At 72.5% G+C, this 19,125-nt stretch carries 17 protein-coding genes, 1 tRNA gene and 1 pseudogene; 6 read left to right on the top strand and 13 right to left on the bottom strand.

From position 1 onward, the window contains the following. Positions 1-40 precede the first annotated feature (40 nt). Positions 41-532 (top strand): NUDIX domain-containing protein, encoded by a 492-nt coding sequence (locus ABZ738_RS05850; RefSeq protein ID WP_131056843.1) that lies wholly within the window; start codon positions 41-43, stop codon positions 530-532. Positions 533-618: 86 nt separating this feature from the next. On the opposite strand, the gene ABZ738_RS05845 is transcribed toward ABZ738_RS05850, so the two are convergent. Next, positions 619-2,295 carry an MDR family MFS transporter gene (locus tag ABZ738_RS05845; RefSeq protein WP_357211381.1) on the bottom strand — a complete coding sequence of 559 codons (1,677 nt, stop codon included), beginning with the start codon at positions 2,293-2,295 and terminating at the stop codon, positions 619-621. A gap of 114 nt (positions 2,296-2,409) precedes the next feature. Continuing rightward, positions 2,410-2,958: a type 1 glutamine amidotransferase domain-containing protein gene (locus tag ABZ738_RS05840; protein WP_131057131.1), complete on the bottom strand. Its 549-nt coding sequence runs from the start codon at positions 2,956-2,958 to the stop codon at positions 2,410-2,412. Between the two features lie 137 nt (positions 2,959-3,095). On the opposite strand from ABZ738_RS05840, the pseudogene rfaE2 reads away from it, so the two are divergent. Together rfaE2 and ABZ738_RS05830 are read left to right on the top strand one after the other, a co-directional pair. Then, positions 3,096-4,826: pseudogene (gene rfaE2, locus ABZ738_RS05835) on the top strand (D-glycero-beta-D-manno-heptose 1-phosphate adenylyltransferase); the annotation flags it as partial. Between the two features lie 257 nt (positions 4,827-5,083). Then, positions 5,084-5,950 carry a glycosyltransferase family A protein gene (locus ABZ738_RS05830; protein ID WP_131054198.1) on the top strand — a complete coding sequence of 289 codons (867 nt, stop codon included), beginning with the start codon at positions 5,084-5,086 and terminating at the stop codon, positions 5,948-5,950. Positions 5,951-6,008: 58 nt separating this feature from the next. Here the strand turns inward: ABZ738_RS05830 and ABZ738_RS05825 are convergent, their stop codons facing one another. Genes ABZ738_RS05825 through ABZ738_RS05815 form a run of 3 tightly spaced genes read right to left on the bottom strand, consistent with a single transcriptional unit; the run spans position 6,009 to position 8,146 of the window. Continuing rightward, entirely contained in the window at positions 6,009-7,115 is a 1,107-nt protein-coding gene (locus ABZ738_RS05825) for a glycosyltransferase family 9 protein (RefSeq protein WP_131054199.1), read from the bottom strand. A 9-nt stretch (positions 7,116-7,124) separates the two neighbouring features. Then, a complete protein-coding gene (locus ABZ738_RS05820; protein ID WP_357211376.1) occupies positions 7,125-7,643 on the bottom strand; it encodes an Hsp20/alpha crystallin family protein in 519 nt (172 codons plus the stop codon). Beyond that, on the bottom strand, positions 7,640-8,146 hold the full coding sequence (locus ABZ738_RS05815; protein ID WP_131054201.1) for a DUF2231 domain-containing protein: 507 nt from the start codon (positions 8,144-8,146) through the stop codon (positions 7,640-7,642). The genes ABZ738_RS05820 and ABZ738_RS05815 overlap by 4 nt, the downstream gene beginning before the upstream one ends. Before the next feature lie 168 nt (positions 8,147-8,314). Here ABZ738_RS05815 and ABZ738_RS05810 point away from each other — a divergent pair, with 168 nt between their 5' ends. Then, positions 8,315-8,935, top strand: coding sequence for a pyridoxamine 5'-phosphate oxidase family protein (locus ABZ738_RS05810; protein WP_357211373.1), 621 nt, complete (start codon positions 8,315-8,317; stop codon positions 8,933-8,935). Here ABZ738_RS05810 and ABZ738_RS05805 read toward each other — a convergent pair. Then, positions 8,923-9,342, bottom strand: a complete 420-nt coding sequence (locus ABZ738_RS05805) for a VOC family protein (RefSeq protein WP_176092388.1) — start codon at positions 9,340-9,342, stop codon at positions 8,923-8,925. The genes ABZ738_RS05810 and ABZ738_RS05805 overlap by 13 nt on opposite strands. Before the next feature lie 292 nt (positions 9,343-9,634). Here ABZ738_RS05805 and ABZ738_RS05800 point away from each other — a divergent pair, with 292 nt between their 5' ends. Continuing rightward, positions 9,635-9,889: a hypothetical protein gene (locus tag ABZ738_RS05800; RefSeq protein ID WP_131054203.1), complete on the top strand. Its 255-nt coding sequence runs from the start codon at positions 9,635-9,637 to the stop codon at positions 9,887-9,889. A 1,073-nt stretch (positions 9,890-10,962) separates the two neighbouring features. Here ABZ738_RS05800 and ABZ738_RS05795 read toward each other — a convergent pair. After that, a tRNA-Thr gene (locus tag ABZ738_RS05795) sits at positions 10,963-11,036 on the bottom strand. A 221-nt stretch (positions 11,037-11,257) separates the two neighbouring features. On the opposite strand from ABZ738_RS05795, the gene ABZ738_RS05790 reads away from it, so the two are divergent. Next, a complete protein-coding gene (locus ABZ738_RS05790; protein ID WP_236145827.1) occupies positions 11,258-13,000 on the top strand; it encodes a metallophosphoesterase in 1,743 nt (580 codons plus the stop codon). Between the two features lie 81 nt (positions 13,001-13,081). On the opposite strand, the gene ricT is transcribed toward ABZ738_RS05790, so the two are convergent. The 6 genes from ricT to tmk form a co-directional block, all read right to left on the bottom strand. Continuing rightward, positions 13,082-13,948 (bottom strand): regulatory iron-sulfur-containing complex subunit RicT, encoded by an 867-nt coding sequence (ricT, locus tag ABZ738_RS05785; RefSeq protein WP_176092380.1) that lies wholly within the window; start codon positions 13,946-13,948, stop codon positions 13,082-13,084. A gap of 323 nt (positions 13,949-14,271) precedes the next feature. Next, a complete protein-coding gene (locus tag ABZ738_RS05780; protein ID WP_131054207.1) occupies positions 14,272-14,967 on the bottom strand; it encodes a hypothetical protein in 696 nt (231 codons plus the stop codon). Beyond that, on the bottom strand, positions 14,967-15,272 hold the full coding sequence (locus tag ABZ738_RS05775) for a type VII secretion target (protein WP_176092378.1): 306 nt from the start codon (positions 15,270-15,272) through the stop codon (positions 14,967-14,969). The genes ABZ738_RS05780 and ABZ738_RS05775 overlap by 1 nt, the downstream gene beginning before the upstream one ends. A 1-nt stretch (position 15,273) precedes the next feature. Then, complete coding sequence (locus tag ABZ738_RS05770) at positions 15,274-15,603, bottom strand: YbaB/EbfC family nucleoid-associated protein (protein WP_357211367.1); 330 nt, start codon at positions 15,601-15,603, stop codon at positions 15,274-15,276. A 159-nt stretch (positions 15,604-15,762) separates the two neighbouring features. Beyond that, positions 15,763-17,022, bottom strand: coding sequence for a DNA polymerase III subunit delta' (locus tag ABZ738_RS05765; RefSeq protein WP_357211364.1), 1,260 nt, complete (start codon positions 17,020-17,022; stop codon positions 15,763-15,765). Further along, on the bottom strand, positions 17,022-19,118 hold the full coding sequence (gene tmk, locus ABZ738_RS05760) for a dTMP kinase (RefSeq protein ID WP_131056976.1): 2,097 nt from the start codon (positions 19,116-19,118) through the stop codon (positions 17,022-17,024). The genes ABZ738_RS05765 and tmk overlap by 1 nt, the downstream gene beginning before the upstream one ends. Positions 19,119-19,125: the final 7 nt, after the last annotated feature.

Raw genomic sequence — 19,125 nt, 5'->3', positions numbered from 1 at the left:
TCCGACACATCCATCGCGAGAACCCCCGTACTTTGTCCGGGTGAGCATCTCCTGGGCTGATTCGTACGTCGGGCAGCTACGCGCCCTGGCCGGTGACCGGACGCTGATGTTCGTCGGCGCGCGGGCCGTGGTCCGCGACAGCGACGCACGGATCCTGCTGATCCGCCGCTCCGACAACGGCCAGTGGGCGATGCCCGCCGGCGCGATGGAGCTGGGCGAGTCGATCGCCGACTGCGCCGTGCGGGAGGTACGCGAGGAGACCGGACTGCGGGCGCTTCGGGTCAGCGCGTTCGCCCTCTACACCGGACCCGACCGCACCAACACCAACATGTACGGCCACACGTACCAGATCTTCACCACCGCGTTCCGGGTCGAGGAGTGGGACGGGCGGCTGGCCCGGGTCACCGAGGAGACCACCGACGCCGCCTTCTTCCACCGCGAGGCGCTGCCGCAGCCGCTCTCCGCGAGCGTCCTGGAGACCCTCGCCGACCTGGACGTCTTCGAGCAGACCAACCGCCTGATCCTCAAGTGACCGGCCGGGAGACCCCTCATCGTGGCGGTGTGGCTGTTCGACACGCCGACGCACGAACAGCCACGCCGCCACGATCCTGATACACGTCAGAGCATCGTCTGGGACTTCGCCTCCATCTCGGCGGCGGCCTCCGGCTTCGAGGAGCGGTCCAGCGGCTTGCCGCCGGGGGCCGGGCCCTCGCCGCCGAGACCGTCGGTGCCGCCGGTGGCCCCCTCCGGGCCGGCGCCGCGCAGCCGCTCGTTCGGCAGGGCGAGGGTGAGCAGCACCGCCACGATCGCGATCAGCCCGGTGGTCAGGAAGACCAGGTGCAAAGACTCGACGAACGCCACCTGGACCGCCGCGCGGACCGGGGCGGGCAGGGCCAGGATCGTCGCCGGGTCGTCCACCGACACTCCCGCACCACCGGTCGGACCCACTGCCGCCCGCTGCTCCGGGGAGAGTCGGGCGACCGCCGCGGGCAGCCGGTCGGCCATCTCGGCGGCCAGCCGGGCGGAGAGGACCGCGCCGAGGATGGCCACCCCGAAGGAGCCGCCGAGCGACCGGAAGAACGTCGCCGACGAGGTGCCGGCACCCAGGTCCCGCAGTGAGACGGAGTTCTGCACGGCGAGGACCAGCGACTGCATGCAGAGTCCCAGCCCCACGCCGATCACCGTCATGAACCCGAACGCCACCCACAGCGAGGTGTCCACCTGCAACCGGGTGAAGAGCAGCATGCCGACCAGCAGCACCACCGAGCCGCTCACCGGAAACCACTTGTACCGGCCGATCCGGCTCATGGCCCGGCCGGTCAGCACCGAGGTGACGATGATGCCGGCCATCATCGGCAGCATCAGCAGACCGCTGCGGGTCGGTGAGGCGCCCTTGACGATCTGAAGGTAGAGCGGGATGAAGATGATCGACCCGAACATCACCAGACCGAGCACGAACCCGGCGCCGTTGGCCAGGGCGAAGGTGGCGCTGCGGAACAGTCGCAGCGGCAGGATCGGCTCGGCCACCCGGCGTTCCTGAAGCACGAAGGCGACGGCCAGCACCGCACCGGCGACGAAGAGGCCGATGATCGCCGCCGAGCCCCACGGGTAGGTGTTGCCGCCCCAGCTCAGCGCCAACAGCAGGCTGCTCACCCCGGCGACCAGCAGCAGAGCGCCCAGCCAGTCGATCGAGTGCTTGCGGCGGGTGAAGGGCACCAGCCGGATCACCCGCGAGCAGACCACGATGGCGAGGATCGCCAGCGGCACGTTCAGATAGAAGATCCAGCGCCAGTTGGTCTCCGCGAAGTACCCGCCGACCAGCGGCCCGGCCACCGATGCGATCCCGAACACCGCACCGAAGACGCCCTGGTAGCGGCCACGGTCCCGAGGCGAGACCACGTCCGAGATGATGGTGAAGGCGAGCGTGATCAGGCCGCCCGCACCGAGACCCTGCACACCCCGGGTGACGATCAGTTGGGTCATGTCCTGGGAGAGCCCGGCCAGCAACGAGCCGAGCAGGAACGTCCCGATCGAGAACAGGAACACCGGACGGCGTCCGTACAGGTCCGCCATCTTGCCGTACAGCGGGGTCGAGGCCGTGGAGGCGAGCAGGTACGCGGTCACCACCCAGGAGTAGTGACTGATCCCGCCCAGCTCGCCGACGATGGTGGGCAGGGCGGTCCCGACGATGGTCTGGTCGAGGGCGGCCAGCAGCATGCCGGTCATCAGGCCGAACATCAGCAGCCGGAGCTGCCCCTTGCTCAGCACCGGCTCCGGGTGGCTCTCCGTGGTCATTGCGCCCGTTTTCCCGTACCACCGGAAACATGCCCGGGACGGACGAAGCCGGTCCGTCCGGAGCCCTGGCGGGCGTGTCGGGCGGACCGGCCACGGGTGGTGCCGGTGGTCGGGTCAGTGCCGGCCCTCGGCGAACTCCTCGACGATCGTGGCGCAGAAGGCCGGCAGATCGTCCGGGTTGCGGCTGCTGACCAGGCCGTTGTCGGTCACCACCTGCTCGTCCACCCAGGTCGCGCCGGCATTGGTCAGGTCGGTACGCAGACTCGGCCAGCTCGTCAGCCGGCGGCCCCGCACCACGTCCGCCTCGACCAGGGTCCACGGGCCGTGGCAGATCACGCCGACCGGCTTACCGGCGTCGAAGAACGACCGCACGAAGGCCACCGCCGCCGGGTCGGCCCGCAGGAAGTCCGGGTTGGCCACCCCACCGGGCAGCACCAACGCGTCGTACCGGTCGGGGTCCGCCTCGGAGACGCTGACGTCGACGTCGTACGTCTGGGACGGGTCCAGGTGGTCGAAGGCACGGATCTGGCCCGGCTTGATCGACACCAGCTCGGCGGTGGCACCGGCCTGCTCGACCGCCTCGCGCGGCTGGACGTACTCGACCTCCTCCACACCGTCGGTGGCCAGGAAGGCGACTCGCTTGCCCTGCAACGTGGCTGCCATGCTGCATCTCCTCTCCATGGGTCAGTGGGAAACCTGCCCGGCCCCGAACGCCCGAAACGCCCCGAGGTGCGTGACCCAGCCCGCACCGGCCGCCGGTCGGACAGGTTTGACCCGGAGCGGCAAGGGGATCCGCCGGCATGGCACGAGCAGCAGCGGAACAGCTCCGGCTCGCCGACGTCGTGCAGAGCTGGCTCGGGCGCCCGGTCCTGGTGATCGGCGACGCCATGCTCGACGAATGGCGGTTCGCCGACTCCGACCGGCTGTGTCGGGAAGCCCCGGCCCCGGTCCTCACCCTGCGGCGGCGCATCTCGGCGGCGGGCGGCGCGGCCAACACCGCGGTCAACGTCGCCGCCCTGGGCGGCCGGTCGGTGCTGGTGGCACCGGTCGGCGCCGACGTGGCCGGCGACGAGCTGCACGACTGTCTGGACCGGGCGGGCGTCTGGGACCGGACCGTCAACCAGCCCGGCCGCCCCACCCCGGTCAAGCGGCGGATGCTGGCCGGCGACCAGATCCTGCTCCGCGAGGACTCCGGCGACCCGGACGACCCACTCACCGACGTGGGCGTGGACTGCCTGCTCACCGCCCTCGACTGCGCGACCGAGGAACTGCGGGCCGCCGCCGGGGGCGCGGCTCCCACGCTGGTGATCTGCGACTACGGCCTGGGTGCCCTACCTGCGCCGGTACGCGCCTGGCTGGTCGCCCATCGCAGCCGGTACGCCACCGTCGCGCTGGACGCGCACGACCTCGCCGACTGGCGTGGCCTCGCCCCGACCGTGGTGACGCCGAGCTTCGCCGAGGCGAGCCGGCTGCTCGCCCGTGCCGGTACCGCCGGGCTGGCCGCCGCCGACACCCCGACCGACCTGCACCTGGAACACCCCGAGATGGACTTGGGCGACGGACCCTCGGAGCTGACCGTGGGCACCGCCCCGGGCGGGTTGCGGCGCACCGACGGACCGACCGGTGAGCCCACCCCGGGCGAGAGCCGGGTCGCGATGACCCGCGACGGGCTCAGCGTGACCGGCACCGGGGTGACCGTGAACGCCGACGCCGGAGCCGGTGTCGACCGGGCCGTCCTGGCCCGGTCCCGGCTGGCGGAGTTGCGCGCACACACCGGCGCCGACGTGGTCGCGGTGACCCTGGACACCGACGGTGCGGTGGTGGGCGGTGCCGAGGGAGAGCCCGCCCGCAGCCACAGCACACCCGTACCGGCCAGCCACGCGGTCGGTGCCGGTGACGCGTACCTGGCGACCATGACGCTCGCACTCGCCGCCGGCGCGCCGCTGCCGACCGCCGCGCAGCTCGCCCAACTCGCCGCGACCAGCACCGTCGCCGGCACCGGCACCTGCGTGTGCCGCCGCGACGACCTGCTGGCCGCGCTCGGCCACCCGACGCCGGGCGACTCGGCGCTGGTCGGCACCGAGGGACTGACCGGGATCATCGCGGAGCATCGGCGGAACGGGCGCTCGATCGTGTTCACCAACGGTTGCTTCGACGTGCTGCACCGGGGCCACGTGCGGTACCTGGAGCAGGCGCGCGCCCTCGGCGACCTGCTGGTGGTGGCCGTCAACTCGGACGACAGCGTACGCCGACTCAAGGGCGCCGACCGGCCGGTCAACCCGGTGGAGGACCGCACCACCCTGCTCGCCGCGCTCTCCTGTGTCGACCACGTGGTCGTCTTCGAGGAGGACTCACCGGCCGGTCTGATCGAGGCCATCCGCCCGGACGTCTACGTCAAGGGCGGCGACTACCCGCCCGACCTGGTACCCGAGGCACCGCTGGTGCAGCGACTGGGCGGGCAGGTCCGCACGCTCGGATACGTGCCGGACCGCTCCACCTCGGCGATCATCGAGCGGATCCGGGCCCACGGCCAGGGCACCGCAGTCGACACGGCCGGCTCGGTCGACACGGCCGGCTCGGTCGACACGGCCGGCTCGGTCGACACGGTCGGCTCGGTCGACACGGCCGTTTCGGTCGACGCGGGTCAGGCGGGCGACTCGGTCGACTCGGTCGATGCGGGCCGGGCGGTCGGCTCGGGCCAGGCGGTCGGCTCGGGCCAGGCGGTCGAGGTGGGCCAGCCGGTCACCGCGCCCGGTGCGGGTGTCCCGCCGACCACCGGCAAGGCGCCGTGAACCGACCGCTCGACACCGGCGACCACGCGGCCTTCCGCGCCGACCGTCTGCTCGACGTCCTGGTCCCGACCCGGGACCGGCCCGCCGAACTCGCCGTCACCCTCTCCGGGCTCGCCGCCCAGGAGGGGGTGCCGGGGTTCGGGGTGGTGGTCAGCGACCAGTCCGACGGCGACCCCGGGTACGCCCACCCGGCCGCGGCCACCATGGTCCGTGCCCTGCGCTATCGCGGACATCCGGTGCTGCTGACCCGTCGGCTGCCCCGACGCGGGCTGGCCGAACACCGGGCCGCCCTGCTCGCCGCGTCCACCGCCCGGTACGTGCTCTTCCTCGACGACGACGTCTGGCTGGAACCCGGCACACTGGCCCGGCTGGTCACCGCGATCGAGGAGTTGGGCTGCGGTTTCGTCGGCAACGCGGTGCACGGACTGTCGTACCTGGACGACGTACGCCCGCAGACGCACCGGCACTACCGGGAGTGGACCGGCCGACCGGTGCCCGAACACGTCCGCCCGGGCACTCCCGAATGGGACCGGGCGCAGATCCACTCGGCGGCGAACCTGCTGCACGTCACCGAGGCGCTGGAGTTGCCGCCGGGGAGCTGGCGGGCGTACCAGGTCTCCTGGGTCGGCGGCTGTGTCCTGTACGACCGCGCCAAGCTGGTCGAGTGCGGCGGTTTCGAGTTCTGGCGGCGGGTGCACGAGCGCCATCAGGGCGAGGACGTCGCCGCCCAGATCACCGTGATGGCGCGGCACGGCGGCGCCGGTGTCCTGCCCAGCGGGGCCTACCACCTGGAGTCACCGACCACCGTCACCGAACGCGACGTCGAGGCGTGGGAAGTGGTCCTCGCCGACCCCCGGATGTAAGGAGGGGACCCTTCCTATACACCAGGCGTTAGTAGGGGTCCCCTCCTTACATCCGTCTCTAGCGGAACAACAGCTCGCGGGCGGCTTCCAGCACCTCGACGACCGGTACGTCCGTGACGAAGGAGTCCCGGTGCGGGCAGTCGCCGTCGCCGGGGCGGTGCGGATAGATCCCGGGCGTGCAGTCCACCCCGCAGACCGGGCAGTGCACCGTCCACGAGGTGATCGGTCGGTGCCGTCCACGCAGTCCGGTGGCGGTGGTGATCAGGTTGCCGACCCAGAAGACGCCGACCGTGGGCGTGCCGACCGCACCGGCGAGATGCAGTGGGCCGGTGTCGTTGGAGATCACCAACTCGCAGTCGGCGTAGCAGCCGGCGAGCCCGCCCAGGCTGAGCGTGCCCACCTGGGGCCGGACCGGCACCCCGGCCGCCGCCACCACCTGGTCCACCACCTCCTGCTCGGCCGGGGTACCAGTGACCAGCACCTCGTACCCGTCGGCGTGCAGCATCCGGGCCACCCGGGCGAACCGGTCGGTGGGCCAGCGACGCCGAGTGTCGGTGGCACCCGGATGCAGTGCCACCCGGGGGCGAGCTGGCTCGCCGAGCACCCTGCGGGCCTCGGCCCGGTCCGCCTCGGTCACCGCCAACGTCGGGGTGATCGTGGTCGCCGAGGCACCCACCAGCGCCACCGCTTCCAGGTAGCGGATCACCTCCGGCTGGTAGTAGACGTACCGCAGCCACCGGTCCAGCGGCGGGGCGTCCTCGGCGCGCAGTCCGGCGGTGACCCGGGCACCGAGCGCGGCGACCAGCGGGTTCGAGTTCGCCCCGCCTCCGTGCAGTTGCAGCGCCAGGTCGAAGTGCTGTTCGCGGGCGGCGGCCAGGAATTCGACCATGCTCGCCTCGGGTTCGCCGGAGCCCGCCGCCCGGATGCCCGGGGCCGGCGGCACCACCTCCACCCGGTCGACCGGACCCGGCCGGTCGGTCCAGAGCTCCGCGTGCCACGGCGCGCCGAGCAGCACGATCTCCGCCCCCGGGTACGCGGTCCGCAACGCGTCCAGCGCGGGCAGCACGAAGATGAAGTCACCGAGTGCGTTGGCCCGCAGTACGGCGATCCGGGCCACGTCGGGCACCAGCCCGGTGGCCGGGGCGAGCAGGTCCGGAGCGGCCACGGCAGGGGATTACCGCTCGTACTCGCCGGGGGCGACGTCCGGCTGGTGGAGTTCCCGGTCCGCCGCCGGGTCGGCACCACGGGGCGTACCCGCAGCGGTCGGGTACGGCCCGGTGCGGCCGACCGTGATGGTGCGGGGCGCGGGCCGGGTGGCCCGGGGCAGCCGTACCCGCAGCAGGCCGTGGTCCATCACCGCGTCGATGCCCTCCGGGTCGACCCGCGACGGCAGCGGTATGCGGTACTCGAAGCCGCGCGTCTCGAAACCTCCGGGAATGCCGTGATCGGCGTTGACCTCGGCCTCCGTCCGAGCCCGTACGCACAGTTCGCGGTCGTCCAACTCGACCGCCACCTCTTCGGGCGCGACGCCGGGCAGCCTGACCACCACCTCCCAGCCGTCGGGGATCTCGCCCAACTCGACCTCGGGCGGCCCGGGACGGCCACCGAGCAGCCGACTCAGCTCGGCACGCAGCGACTGCAACTCGCCCATCGGGTCCCAGCCCTGCTGACCGCCGCGCCAGTTCCTGGTCATCGCACACCTCCCGTCGGCTGTCCGGCCGACGCCGGCCGCAGCGAACTCGGCGCGTCGAGGTGGGCGTCCCGGTCGACCCCGACGCCGAGCCGGTCGACGAGTTCCCCGCCCAGCCAGGCGCTGACGCCGAGGATGCCCAGCGCCACCACCTCGATGGCGATCAGCGCGCCACCGGCGGCCCGGGACTCGGCGTTGAGGCGTACCACCCAGACGGCGGCGAAGAGCAGGATCACCGCGAGGTTGGCCACGGCGTGGGTGATGCCCACCCGCTTCGCGCGGGTCCCGGCGGGGATGGCCAGCAGGTCGAAGGCCCCGGCGACCGCGGCCAGCAGGCCGCCGACCAACCCGACGGTGAGATTCCAGTACGCCACCTCGCCGAGGAACCGTGGCCCGCCGAGCGTGTCGATCAGGTCGAACAGCACGGTGGTGACCAGCAGGGCCACCGGGAACATGACCAGCATCGGATGCACCGGATGACCCAGTACCTTGAGTCGGCTCTCCATGCTCCGGGCCTCCACTGCTCGGGTCGTTTCGCCGTCGACGGCTCGTGCTGCGGTCACACCCTCCCCCATCAGGGGAGACAGCTCATCACAGTAGGCGCGCCTACACTGGCCGTGGCGGTTTCCCGCCTGGATGCCGCCACCGGGTTCAACTTCACGGGGAGGCACACAGTGACGGCAGAGATCACTTCGGTGGTGGAGTTACGCGAGTTGCTCGGCACCCCGACACCCCGCGCCGCCGAGAAGGAACGCACCACGCTGCACGAGCGCGACCGGCAGTGGCTGGCCGCGTCGCCGTTCTGTCTGGTGTCCACGGCCGGGGCGGACGGCGCCTGCGACGTCTCGCCCAAGGGTGATCCGGCCGGCTTCACCCTCGTGCTGGACGACCGGACCATCGCCATCCCGGAGCGCCCCGGCAACAAGCGCGCCGACGGCTACCGCAACATCCTGGAGAACCCGCACGTCGGGCTGATCTTCCTGATCCCGGGGCGTGGCGACACGCTGCGGATCAACGGGCGGGCCCGGCTGCTACGCGACGCGCCCTGGTTCGACCAGATGGTGGTCAAGGGCCACCGCCCGGTGCTCGCCGTGGTGGTGGAGATCGAGCAGATCTTCTTCCACTGCGCGAAGGCGTTCCTCCGCTCCGCGCTGTGGAAGCCGGAGAGCTGGCCGGCGGACCCCCTGCCCAGCACCGCCCGCCTGATCAAGGAGGTGCAGAACCCGGTGGAGACCCTGGCCGACCTGGAGCGCCACTACGGACCGGAGTACGCCCGCAGGCTCTACTCCTCCTGACCGGCCGCACCGGCGGCGGTGACCATCCACAGGTGGCCGTCCGGGTCCGCGAACGTGCCCGCGTATCCCCAGGGCTGCGGCCCCGCCTCGGTGACCACCTCCGCACCGGCGTCACGCGCGCGGGAGACCAGGCTGCCGACCTCGGCCGGGCCGTCCACGGTCAACCCGAGTACGCACTCGCTGTGCCGGCGGTCGGCCACCTCCCGGCCGCCGAGCACCCAGCCGAAGCCACCGGTCGGCACCAGCATCAGGCGCAACCCGGCGTTGACCTCGAACTGCAACGGCTCGGGCAGGCCGTCCCCGGCCGGCTCACCGATCGTGGCCAGACCGAGAACGGCCCGGTAGAAGTCGTGCGAGACCTGCCGGTCGGCGATCGGCAGGCTGACGACGACTGGTGTGTACGGCACGGCGGGACCTCCGGCTGGCATCGCGATCGTGGGGATGCCGTCGAGTATGGGCGCCACCTGTGACAGGGGGTGGGAGCCGCCGTCGGGGAGTCGGACCGGTGACCCGCCGCTGCGGGCAGCAGCCAGCGGCTTGCCGACCCGTGGGTTCGCCGTCGTCGGCCCGCGGCGGCTCGTGCGGATTCTTGACTCCCCTCGTTGTTGCGCTCCCCGCCTTTCGGTGTGCCCTCTTCGGTGATCCAGGATGTACCGATCGGTGGTACCGCGCGAGTCGGTGCGTGGTCACGATGGCCGGATGCATCCTCACGACCCGTACCAGCAGCAGCCGCACTATCCGCCGCACCAGTACCCGCCTCAGCCGCCGCCGATGGTGTATGTCCAGCAGCAGCCGAACAAAGCTGGGCTGGGAGGGTGGGCGATCGTCTTGTGGATCGCGGTGCCGGCGATTCTGATCGCGCTGTGCTGTGCGGGGTGCCTGCTGACCGGGTCTTTCTCGGCGTTCATGGAGGGTTTCAACGAAGGCTTCAACGAGGGCGTGTCGAATTCGTAGTGCTGTGGTGGCGACTCCCGGGTTTCAACCGGTGACCTCTGCGTGAAGGCATAGGAAAGGGCCTCTGGGCTGGGGAGCCCAGCGAGCTACCTGCTGCTTTACGTCGCTTCGGGGCGGGCAGGCCGGAGCGCCACTTCCGGCCTGCCCGCGAGCGGGTCGTGGCGGGCGGATGTGCTCGGCGTCGGCAGGCCACAGCAGATCGCCTGCGGGTGGCCTGCCGACGTGATCCGCTGGCGATGAGGAGCATGTGGGGCCCGCTCGGGGTGACGACGATGAGGGCGAAGACGGGGTAGTGCACCTCGATCTGCATAGAGAAAAGGCCTCTGGCTCCCGGGATTCCTCGGTCACCTCACAGGCCGCTCACCTCGCCAGCTTCGGGGGCACGCATCGATCCGATTGAAGGTACCGATCAACTGCGAAGCGTGGTCACGATGGTCGAATGCATCCTCACGACCCGTACCGGCAGCCGCCTCACCAGCAGCAGCGCTACCCGCCGCAGCAGCACCCGCCACAGCTACCGCCGGTGGTGTTCGTTCAGCAGCGATCTAACCGGGCGACAACGACGGGCGTGTGGGCGATCTTCTTCTGGATCGCGGGGCCGGTCCTGCTTGCACTCTGCTGCGCGGGCTGTTTGTTTTCGATCTTCGGCGGGGCGCTCCTGGGCGGCGACTACGGCGGGAGTTCGCCTTCACCTACGCCGTAGCGACGGTTGCGGGCAGGCTGGAGCAACACTTCCGGCCTGTCCGCTAACCCCGCTGCGCCGCGTGCCGGTCGTCCCACTGGAAACGCGACAGCCCGGCGGACCCTGTGGATCTCCGTCCGCGCCCTGGGCACACTCCGCCTGTACGGCCGAGTGATCAAATCATGCGGTGGCAGCCAGCAGGCCGCCCGGTGGCTCCTCGGACTCAGCGGACGAAGCGCGAGGCGGTCGACCGGGCCGTCAGCGCGCTGATGGACGGCAACCTCGCGGCGCTACTGCAACGGGATGGTGCAACTGAGCGCCGGGCGAGCTGATCTGTCGGCAGATGCGAGAAGCCCCGGTCAGTGGTGCCGACCAGGGCCTTCGCTATCCGAGCCGCCTGACGGAATCGAACCGTCGACCTACGCATTACGAGTGCGTCGCTCTAGCCGACTGAGCTAAGGCGGCAACGATCGCCAAGTGTACGGCACGCACCAGGCCGGGGCGGAGCGGGATTCCCCGGACTCGACGGACCGGACATCGGGCGCGTTCGGGCTCGGCACGGCACACCGCGCGGCACTACGCTCCGGCGGGTGACCGACGACCACATCCCCCGCGACGAACCGTTCGACCCCCTGCCCGGTGACGGTACGCGTCCCGAGGCCGACAGCCACCACGCGCCCGAGCCGGTGACGGCCGGCGGCCGGGCGGCGCCACTCGGGACGTACGCCGAGGAGGCTTCCGGAGGGCGGGCGGCGCGACGGCCGCGCAGCACCGATCCGCTGGAGCTGGGCTTCACGCCGCGCAAGCCGGTGCCGTGGCTCGCACCGTTCCTGCTGATCAGCACCGGTCTGCGGACCTTGTTGGCGATGCTGTTCGGGGCGTACCTGGACAAGCGCGAACTCCAGAAGGCGCTGGACGCGGAGGTCGCCCGCCAGGTCGGGCCGGACGGCGGGCTCTGGCTCGACTACGTGGCCGACCTGGGCGACGGCTTCAACGCCACGTACTCGGTGGCGTACCTGCTCGCGCAGCGCGAGCTGGAGGTGGACGGGCACCGGCTGCCCCGGGCGCAGACCCTGGTGATGGGCGGCGACCAGGTCTACCCGTCGGCGGCGTACGAGGCGTACGAGGACCGGTGCAAGGGTCCGTACCAGGCGGCGCTGCCGACCACGCCGCCGGAGCAGCCGACGATCTTCGCGGTGCCGGGCAACCACGACTGGTACGACGGGCTGACCGCGTTCCTGCGGTTGTTCGTCCGGACCCGGGACCGTCACTTCGGCGGCTGGCGGACCGGCCAGTCCCGCTCGTACTTCGCCGCCGAACTGCCCGCCGACTGGTGGCTGCTCGGGCTCGACGACCAGTCCGGCTCGTACGTCGACGACCCGCAGCTCACCTACTTCGACGCGGTGGCGGAGAAACTGGGCCCGCAGAGCAGGGTGATCCTGGCGGTGCCGGCTCCGGCCTGGGTGAAGGCCGTCGACCAGCCCACCGCGTACGACTCGATCGACTATTTCATCCGGACCATCGTCGCGCCCACCGGTGCCCAGGTACGCCTGTTGATCTCCGGCGACCTGCACCACTACGCCCGCTACACCGGGCCGGACGGCCGGCAACTGGTCACCTCGGGCAGCGGCGGGGCGTACCTCTACCCGACGCACAAGCTGCCCGAGCAGATCGAGGTGCCGCCCCGGGACACCCTGGCCCGCCGCTCCAGCCCCTCTCGCGCGTACGAGTTGGCCGCCCGCTACCCCGACGCGGCCCGCTCCCGCCGGTACGGCTGGGGGATCTTCGGCCGGTTGCCGCTGCGCAATCCCGGCTTCTCGACGCTGCTGGGCATCCTGCACACCCTGCTGATGCTCTCCATGGCCGGCGTGACCGACTTCCGTGCGGAAGCCTCGGAGCAGCGACTGTTCAGCGTGCCGTTGGTGATGATGGTGCTGGTGACCGTGCTCGCGGCGGCCCTGTTCGCGAAGCCGCCCAGTTCCAGCGGCAAACGGCACGTCCGGCACTGGCTGCTGGGTGTCGGGCACGGGCTGGCCCACGTCGGGTTGGCCGCCGCCGGCACCTGGGCGTGGGTGTCGTTGCCGTTCCACGACTGGCCGTGGCCGCTGCCCGCAGTGGCCGCCGCCACGATCTATCTGCCGGTGATCGGCCTGGTGGCCAGCCAACTGGTGGCCGCGTACCTGCTGGTGGCGAGCGCCTTCGGGGTAAACGTCAACGAACTCTTCGCCGGTCAGGGCATCGAGGACGCCAAGGGCTTCGTGCGGATGCGCATCGACCCGGACGGCACGCTCACCCTCTATCCGATCGCGGTCGACCGGGTGGGCCGCCGGTGGCGCGTCAACCCCGACGAATCGCCCGAGGCATCCTGGCTCGCCCCGGGCCGCCCGCTGCGTCCCCGGCTGGCCGAACCTCCCGTCGTCCTGCGCTGACCGGCCCCACGCAGCTCGGTGAACCGCACACCCATCGCCGCAGGACAACCAGCGGGGCACGGCGAGCAGCGTCCCGAACGGTCAGCGCCGGGGCGTCACGCCCTCCGGGCCGGATTGGTCACGGCTGTCGTACGCCTGGCGTGAGCCGCACACGTCGGCGCGGGAGCAGAGGGAGCGCGAGCCGTCGGTGTCGAGGCGTACGGTGACGGCGTCGCGCGGGACGCTGTGGCCAACCACCCGGCCCTCCCCCTTCGGGGTGGAGACGCGACTACCGACCTCCGGCGCCGACTCCTGGAAGCGTTGATAGAGCGGGTGCTCGTACTTGAGGCAGCACATCAGCCGGCCGCAGGCACCGGAGATGCGCAGCGGGTTGAGGGGCAGGTCCTGGTCCTTGGCCATTCGGATGGTGACCGGCTCGAAGTCGTTCAGGAAGGTGGCGCAGCAGAGGTCACGCCCGCAGGAGCCGATGCCGCCCTGCACCCGGGCCGAGTCGCGGGCCGACAGCTGGCGCAACTCCACCCGGCAGTGCAGGGTCGCCCCGAGATCGCGGACCAGGGAGCGGAAGTCCACCCGGTGCGGTGCGGTGAAATAGACGGTGCTGCGCTCGCCGCCGCCGTCGGCGCTGCCGAGCACGTGGTCGATCGCCACCACCTTCATCGGCAGGCCGTGCTCGCGGATCAGCCGCTTCGCCGCGACCTTCGCCTCCGCCTTGCGGCGCCGCAGCGTCTCGTCCCGGCGCAGATCCTCCTCCTGCGCCAGCCCGGCCAGCCGGGGGAAGCCCTCGGTGTCGTCGCTGACCCACTGCGCGGCCCAGACGCACTCCGCCACCTCGGGCCCGTCGTCGGTGGGCACCAGCACCTTGTCGCCGACCTGCGGTCGGAAGTCACCCGGGTCGAGGTAGTAGAGACGCCCGTACCGCTGGAAGCTGACCGCGCAGAGCATGCCCATGCTCCTCACCCTACGACGCGCCGCCGGATTTCCGTCGGGCCGGCGTGACGGGTGACCGCACCGCGTAATCATCCATGACTGTCGACTCGACCGATCCCGTGTCACCGACCGGTACGACGATGGCGACCGGACGGCTGAATACTCCGTCACGGACGGGACAAACGGGGCTCGACAGCGTTGAGTGTGGGACAGACCTGCGGGGGGTGCAGGAAAGTCACGGCGCCGCCGCGTGGGCCCGATCGGGTTCCCGTGTGCGGCGCCGTGCTGCGTGCCAGCGCGCCCCGCTCACCGGCCGAGCCCGGCCGGGACGTCCGGCCGTGCTGCTACCAGCCGACGCGGGTGGTCGTCCCGCCCGGGGCGGTGCCGGGGCGGAACCGGGTCGACGTCGTCCGCAACGGGGACTCGGCCAGGCTCGGCGCCCACTGCCGCAGGAGCGTCTCCGCCCCGTCGTACGCGACGCAGAGCACGGCCAGCACCCGGGCCGCGATCTCGGCGGCGGCAGCAGTGCCCGGCGACGAGGGCCCGGAGTGCGGCGGCTCGCGGGTGATGGAGGTGGCCGCCACCACCGAGACCGCCTCGGCCGAGCCGATCACCTCGGCCAGGGTGCGGGCGACGGTGAGCCGGCTGCCCTCCACCCAGTCGGCGAGGGCGTCGGCGTAGCCGGCGGTGGCCTCCAGACGCCCGACCAGACTCTCCGGGCCGTCGTCGAGGTGGCGCAGCAGCATCGTGCGGGACTGCCCGTACGCGGCGGCGGCCGGCCCGGACCAGAGCAGCGGATCGGTCAGCGTGGCGCAGGCGTGGTCGTACCCGTGCACGTGCCGGCGCACCGTGTGCCCGGCACCGGCCAACGGTGCCGCCCGCAGGTCGAGGAAGCTGCGCAGTGCGTCGCCGGGCAGCACCTGCATCCGACGCAGCAACGGCCAGACCCGGTGGCCCTCCGGAGCCCCGGCGGCGAGCAGGGTGTCGACCCGGCGCAGCAGGTCGATCCCGGGCTCGGCGAGCCGGTCCAGGGCGTCCATCACCTCTCCCCGGCCAGCCGGCGGGAGGCGGCGGAGTCGGTGTCGGAATAGCGGTCGGCGGCCTGGCGCAGCGCGGCCGCCGTGGCGGTCAACTGCGCGGCGGCGGCGTGCGCCTCACGGGCCCGGTCACCGGTGGCGGTGATCCACTGCCGGTGCAGCGCCCGCCCGATCTCGCCGGGTCTCCCCGGCGCGTCCGCGCCGAACGAGACCTGCGCGGGGTCGGCGGCGGTGACCGAGCGGGACAGCGCGGTCAACGTGGCGCTCGCCTCGTCGATCCGTGCGGCCAGGGCACGAAGGGTGTCCATGTCACGCCCCCGTCAGTGGCCGGTAGGCGGTGAACGTCTCGTTGTGCAGCTTCTCCCGGGCCCACTGGGCGGCGTCCGCCGCGGCGACCACCGCGGCCCGCACCGAACCCGCGACGTCACGCGGCTGGCGGGCGTGCAGCGGGCCGAGGAAACGCACGTCGGTGATCCGGCCATCGGCGGTCACCACCACCTCGACGAGGCCGTCCGGCGACCGGACGGTGACCTCGACCGTCGCCACGGCCTGGTCGAACTCGGCCTGGAGGGACTCGATCCGACGGTAGCGTCGGACCGCCTCCTCGATCCACGCCTCGTCGATCTCGCCCCGAGGCATCAGCGGACTCCTCCCCAGTCGCCCTCACTGTGCGTACCGCCGCCGTCACCACGGCACACCGGACCGTACCGCACCAGAATCGGGCGTGTCGATGCCTGCGCGGATCCCGGAGCCGACCGCTCCGTCAGGACGCGGCATCCGGTGGGACGCGGGCCGGGGTCAGCCCTTCCAGAGGGCGAGCATCATCGACTCGACCGCGATCCGGGGCTTGACGTTGGCCTCGATCGCGGACCGGCAGGTGAGCACCGCCTCCAGCCGCCGCAACGCCCCCTCCGCCTGCCACTTACGGGCACCGGCGTCGGCCAGGTCGACGGTGTCGGTGTGCACCGGCGCCACCGGCGCCGACCATGCCACGGCGAGTGCGTCCCGATAGAAGGCGGCCAGGTCGACCAGGGCCCGGTCCAGCGCGTCCCGCTGAGCCCGGGTCGCCCGGGACTTCTGGCGGCGCTCCAGCTCCTTCAGTTGGCCGGCGGAGCCCCGGGCGGCCCCCGCCGCGCCCCGGCCGGTGCCGCCCGCCCCGAGCGCGGTCTCCAGCGCGGCACGCTCCGCCGCGTCCAGCTCGGCCACGGACGCCTCGGCCTCCGCCTCGGCCGCCTCGATCAGCGCGGACGCCGCGTCGAACGCGGCACCCACCCCGGTCAGCCGACGCGGCACCGCGAGCACCGCGTCCCGCCGCGACCGGGCCTGTGGATCGCTGGCCAGCAGCCGGGCCCGCCCCACGTGTCCCTGGGTGGCCGCCGCCGCCCACCGGGCCACGTCGGGCGCGATGCCGTCGCGGCGGACCAGCACCTCGGCGACCGCCTCGGCCGAGGGCTGCCGCAGTGGTACGACCCGGCAGCGCGACCGGATGGTCACCGAGATGTCGTCCGGGTGGGTGGACGGCGCGCAGAGCAGGAAGACGGTCCTCGGCGGCGGTTCCTCCACGGCCTTGAGCAGCGCGTTGCCGGCCGCCTCGGTCAACCGGTCGGCGTCCTCGATGATCACCACCTGCCAGCGCCCGCCGGACGGGGTGCTGGCCGCGCGGAGCACCAGCGCCCGCATGTCGTTGACGCCGATGGAGAGTCCCTCGGGCACCACCAGCCGCACGTCGGCGTGGGTGCCGGCGAGCGTGGTGTGGCATCCCGGGCAGGTGCCGCAGCCGGTGCCGTGGACGCACTGCAACGCGGCGGCGAAGGCACGTGCCGCCACCGACCGTCCCGAGCCCGGCGGCCCGGTGAAGATCCAGGCATGGGTCATCCCCGCGCCCGGGTCGCCCCCCGGGGACGTACCGTCGCCCTCGTCCGGACCGTCCGGGGACGCCGTCGGCCCGGTGTCCGGGCCGTCGACGGCGCGCAGCACCGCGGCGGCGGCCGACGCCGCACGGCGCAGCGTCTCCACCGCGTCGTCCTGCCCGACCAGGTCGGCGAAGGCGTCCGGCATCAACTTCGCTCCGTCGTCACCAGCTCCGATGGGGATAACTCGGGCTGGACCGAGGTGTCCGGGCCGTTCGCCGGGTCCGGGTGCGAGATGCCGCCGGGGGCACCGAGCAGTTCCTCCACCCGGCGGGCCACCTGCTCGGCGATCTCCTCCGCCGGGCGGGAGCCGTCGAGGACGAGGTACCGCTTGGGGTCGGCGGCGGCCAGGTCGAGGAAGGCGTACCGGACCCGCTCGTGGAAGCCCACCGACTCGGCCTCCAGCCGGTCGGCGGCCTGGCTCCGTGCGGCCACCCGGGACAGCCCGGTCCGGGGGTCGACGTCGAGCAGCACCACCAGGTCGGGCTTGAGCCCACCGGTGGCCCAGGAGGAGAGCCAGGAGACCTCGTCGACCGGCAGCGTACGACCGGCACCCTGGTACGCCAGGGAGGAGTCGACGTACCGGTCACTGATCACCACCGCGCCCCGGACCAGGGCGGGACGGACCACGGTGGCCACGTGGTGAGCCCGGTCGGCGGCGTAGAGCAGGGCCTCGGCGCGCGGCGAGGGCGCCTCGTCCCCGGTGGTGTCCAGCACCATCGACCGGATCCGGGTGCCGACGGCGGTCGCACCCGGTTCCCGGGTCACCACCACGTCCCGCCCGTCGCCGCGCAACCGCTCGGCGAGCTGGGCGAGCTGGGTCGACTTGCCCGCGCCCTCGCCACCCTCGAAGACCACGAAGAGCCCGGCCGAGACGAACGGCTCGGCCGGCATCAGCGGGCGACCCCGGATCGATCCCCACAGGTCGGCCAGGACCGGCACGCCCTTCTTGTCGTCCATCTGCCCGAACGCGCTGATCCCGGCGAAGATCCCGGCGGCACCGGCGACGAGCAGCAGCAGCCGCGTCGAGGAGACCGAGATGCCCAGGTCGGCGATCTCGAACGTCCGGGAGCCGCCGACGCCGGCGAGCAGGCTGCCCAGCGCGATGGCCAGGATCAGCACCAGCCGGGTACCGATCTGCACCACGGCGAAGACCCGACCGCGTACCTCGTCGGCGACCTCGCCGCCGAGCAGCGTGGTGCCGGAGAGGAAGGCCATCCCGGCCCCGGCGCCGACCAGGATCGCGCCGAGCAGGGCCATGGACAGGTGGAAGGCGAAGGCCAGCGTCATCACCGAGGCGCTGGCCAGCACGATGCTCATGCCGAACCAGCGGCGCCGGGACATGTCCCGGACGATCATCGGGCCGAGCCCGATGCCGATCCCCAGGCCCAGGAAGATCGCGCCGAAGAGCAGATAGAACGCGGCGTCACCGGCGCCGAGCGAGGCGGCGAAGAAGCGGGCGGTGCCGATCACGATGCCGCCGCCGGCAAAGGCACCCAGGATGCCCAGGACCAGGCCGCGGACCAGCGGGGTCTGGGCGATGAACCGCCAGCCCTCGGCGAACTGGCGCAGCATGCTCTGCTCGGTGCGCTCCCCCTCGGCGGTCTGCGCCTGGCTGATCTCCTTGATGCCGAACGCCACCACCAGGGCGGTGGCGAGGCGGGAGAGCGCGTTGAACCAGAGCGCGAGCTGGGCCGGCTCGGCCCAGGCGGGCATCTCGCCGCCGGTCACACCCCGGACGATGCCGTCGCCCGAGGCGAGCAGGATCGCGGCGGCGATCGGGGTCAGGCCGTACGTGGTGATGAGCGTGAGCTGGTTGGCGGTCTCCAGCCGGGCTCGCGGGATGAGGTTGGGGACCGCGGCCTCCTTGGCCGGGATCCAGAGCAGGGTGACCGTCTCGATCAGGAACGTGGCGATCGCCGCCCAGCTCACCACCCGGGCGCCGCTGGCGCCGGTGAGCGCGTACAGCGGGATGGAGGCGAACAGCAGGAATCGCAGCACGTCGCAGATGACCATGGTCCAGCGGCGGTCGAACCGGTCGGCGAGCACCCCGGCGAACGGGCCGAGGACCAGTGCGGGCAGCAGCCGGATGGCGATCACGCCACCGAACGCAGCGCCCTTGGCGGTGTTCCCCTCCACCTGAGCGGCGGCGAAGACACTGGTGGCGAGCAGGCCGAGCCAGTCGCCGAAGGAGGCGGCGCCGAGCACGATCCAGAGCCGGCGGAACGGGCGGATACGCAGCACCGAGCGG

The organism is Micromonospora sp. NPDC047793 (assembly GCF_040642635.1).
Classification (GTDB): Bacteria; Actinomycetota; Actinomycetes; order Mycobacteriales; family Micromonosporaceae; genus Micromonospora.
The sequence above is the reverse complement of the archived record's forward strand: the minus strand, read 5'-3'. Positions and strand labels throughout refer to the sequence as shown.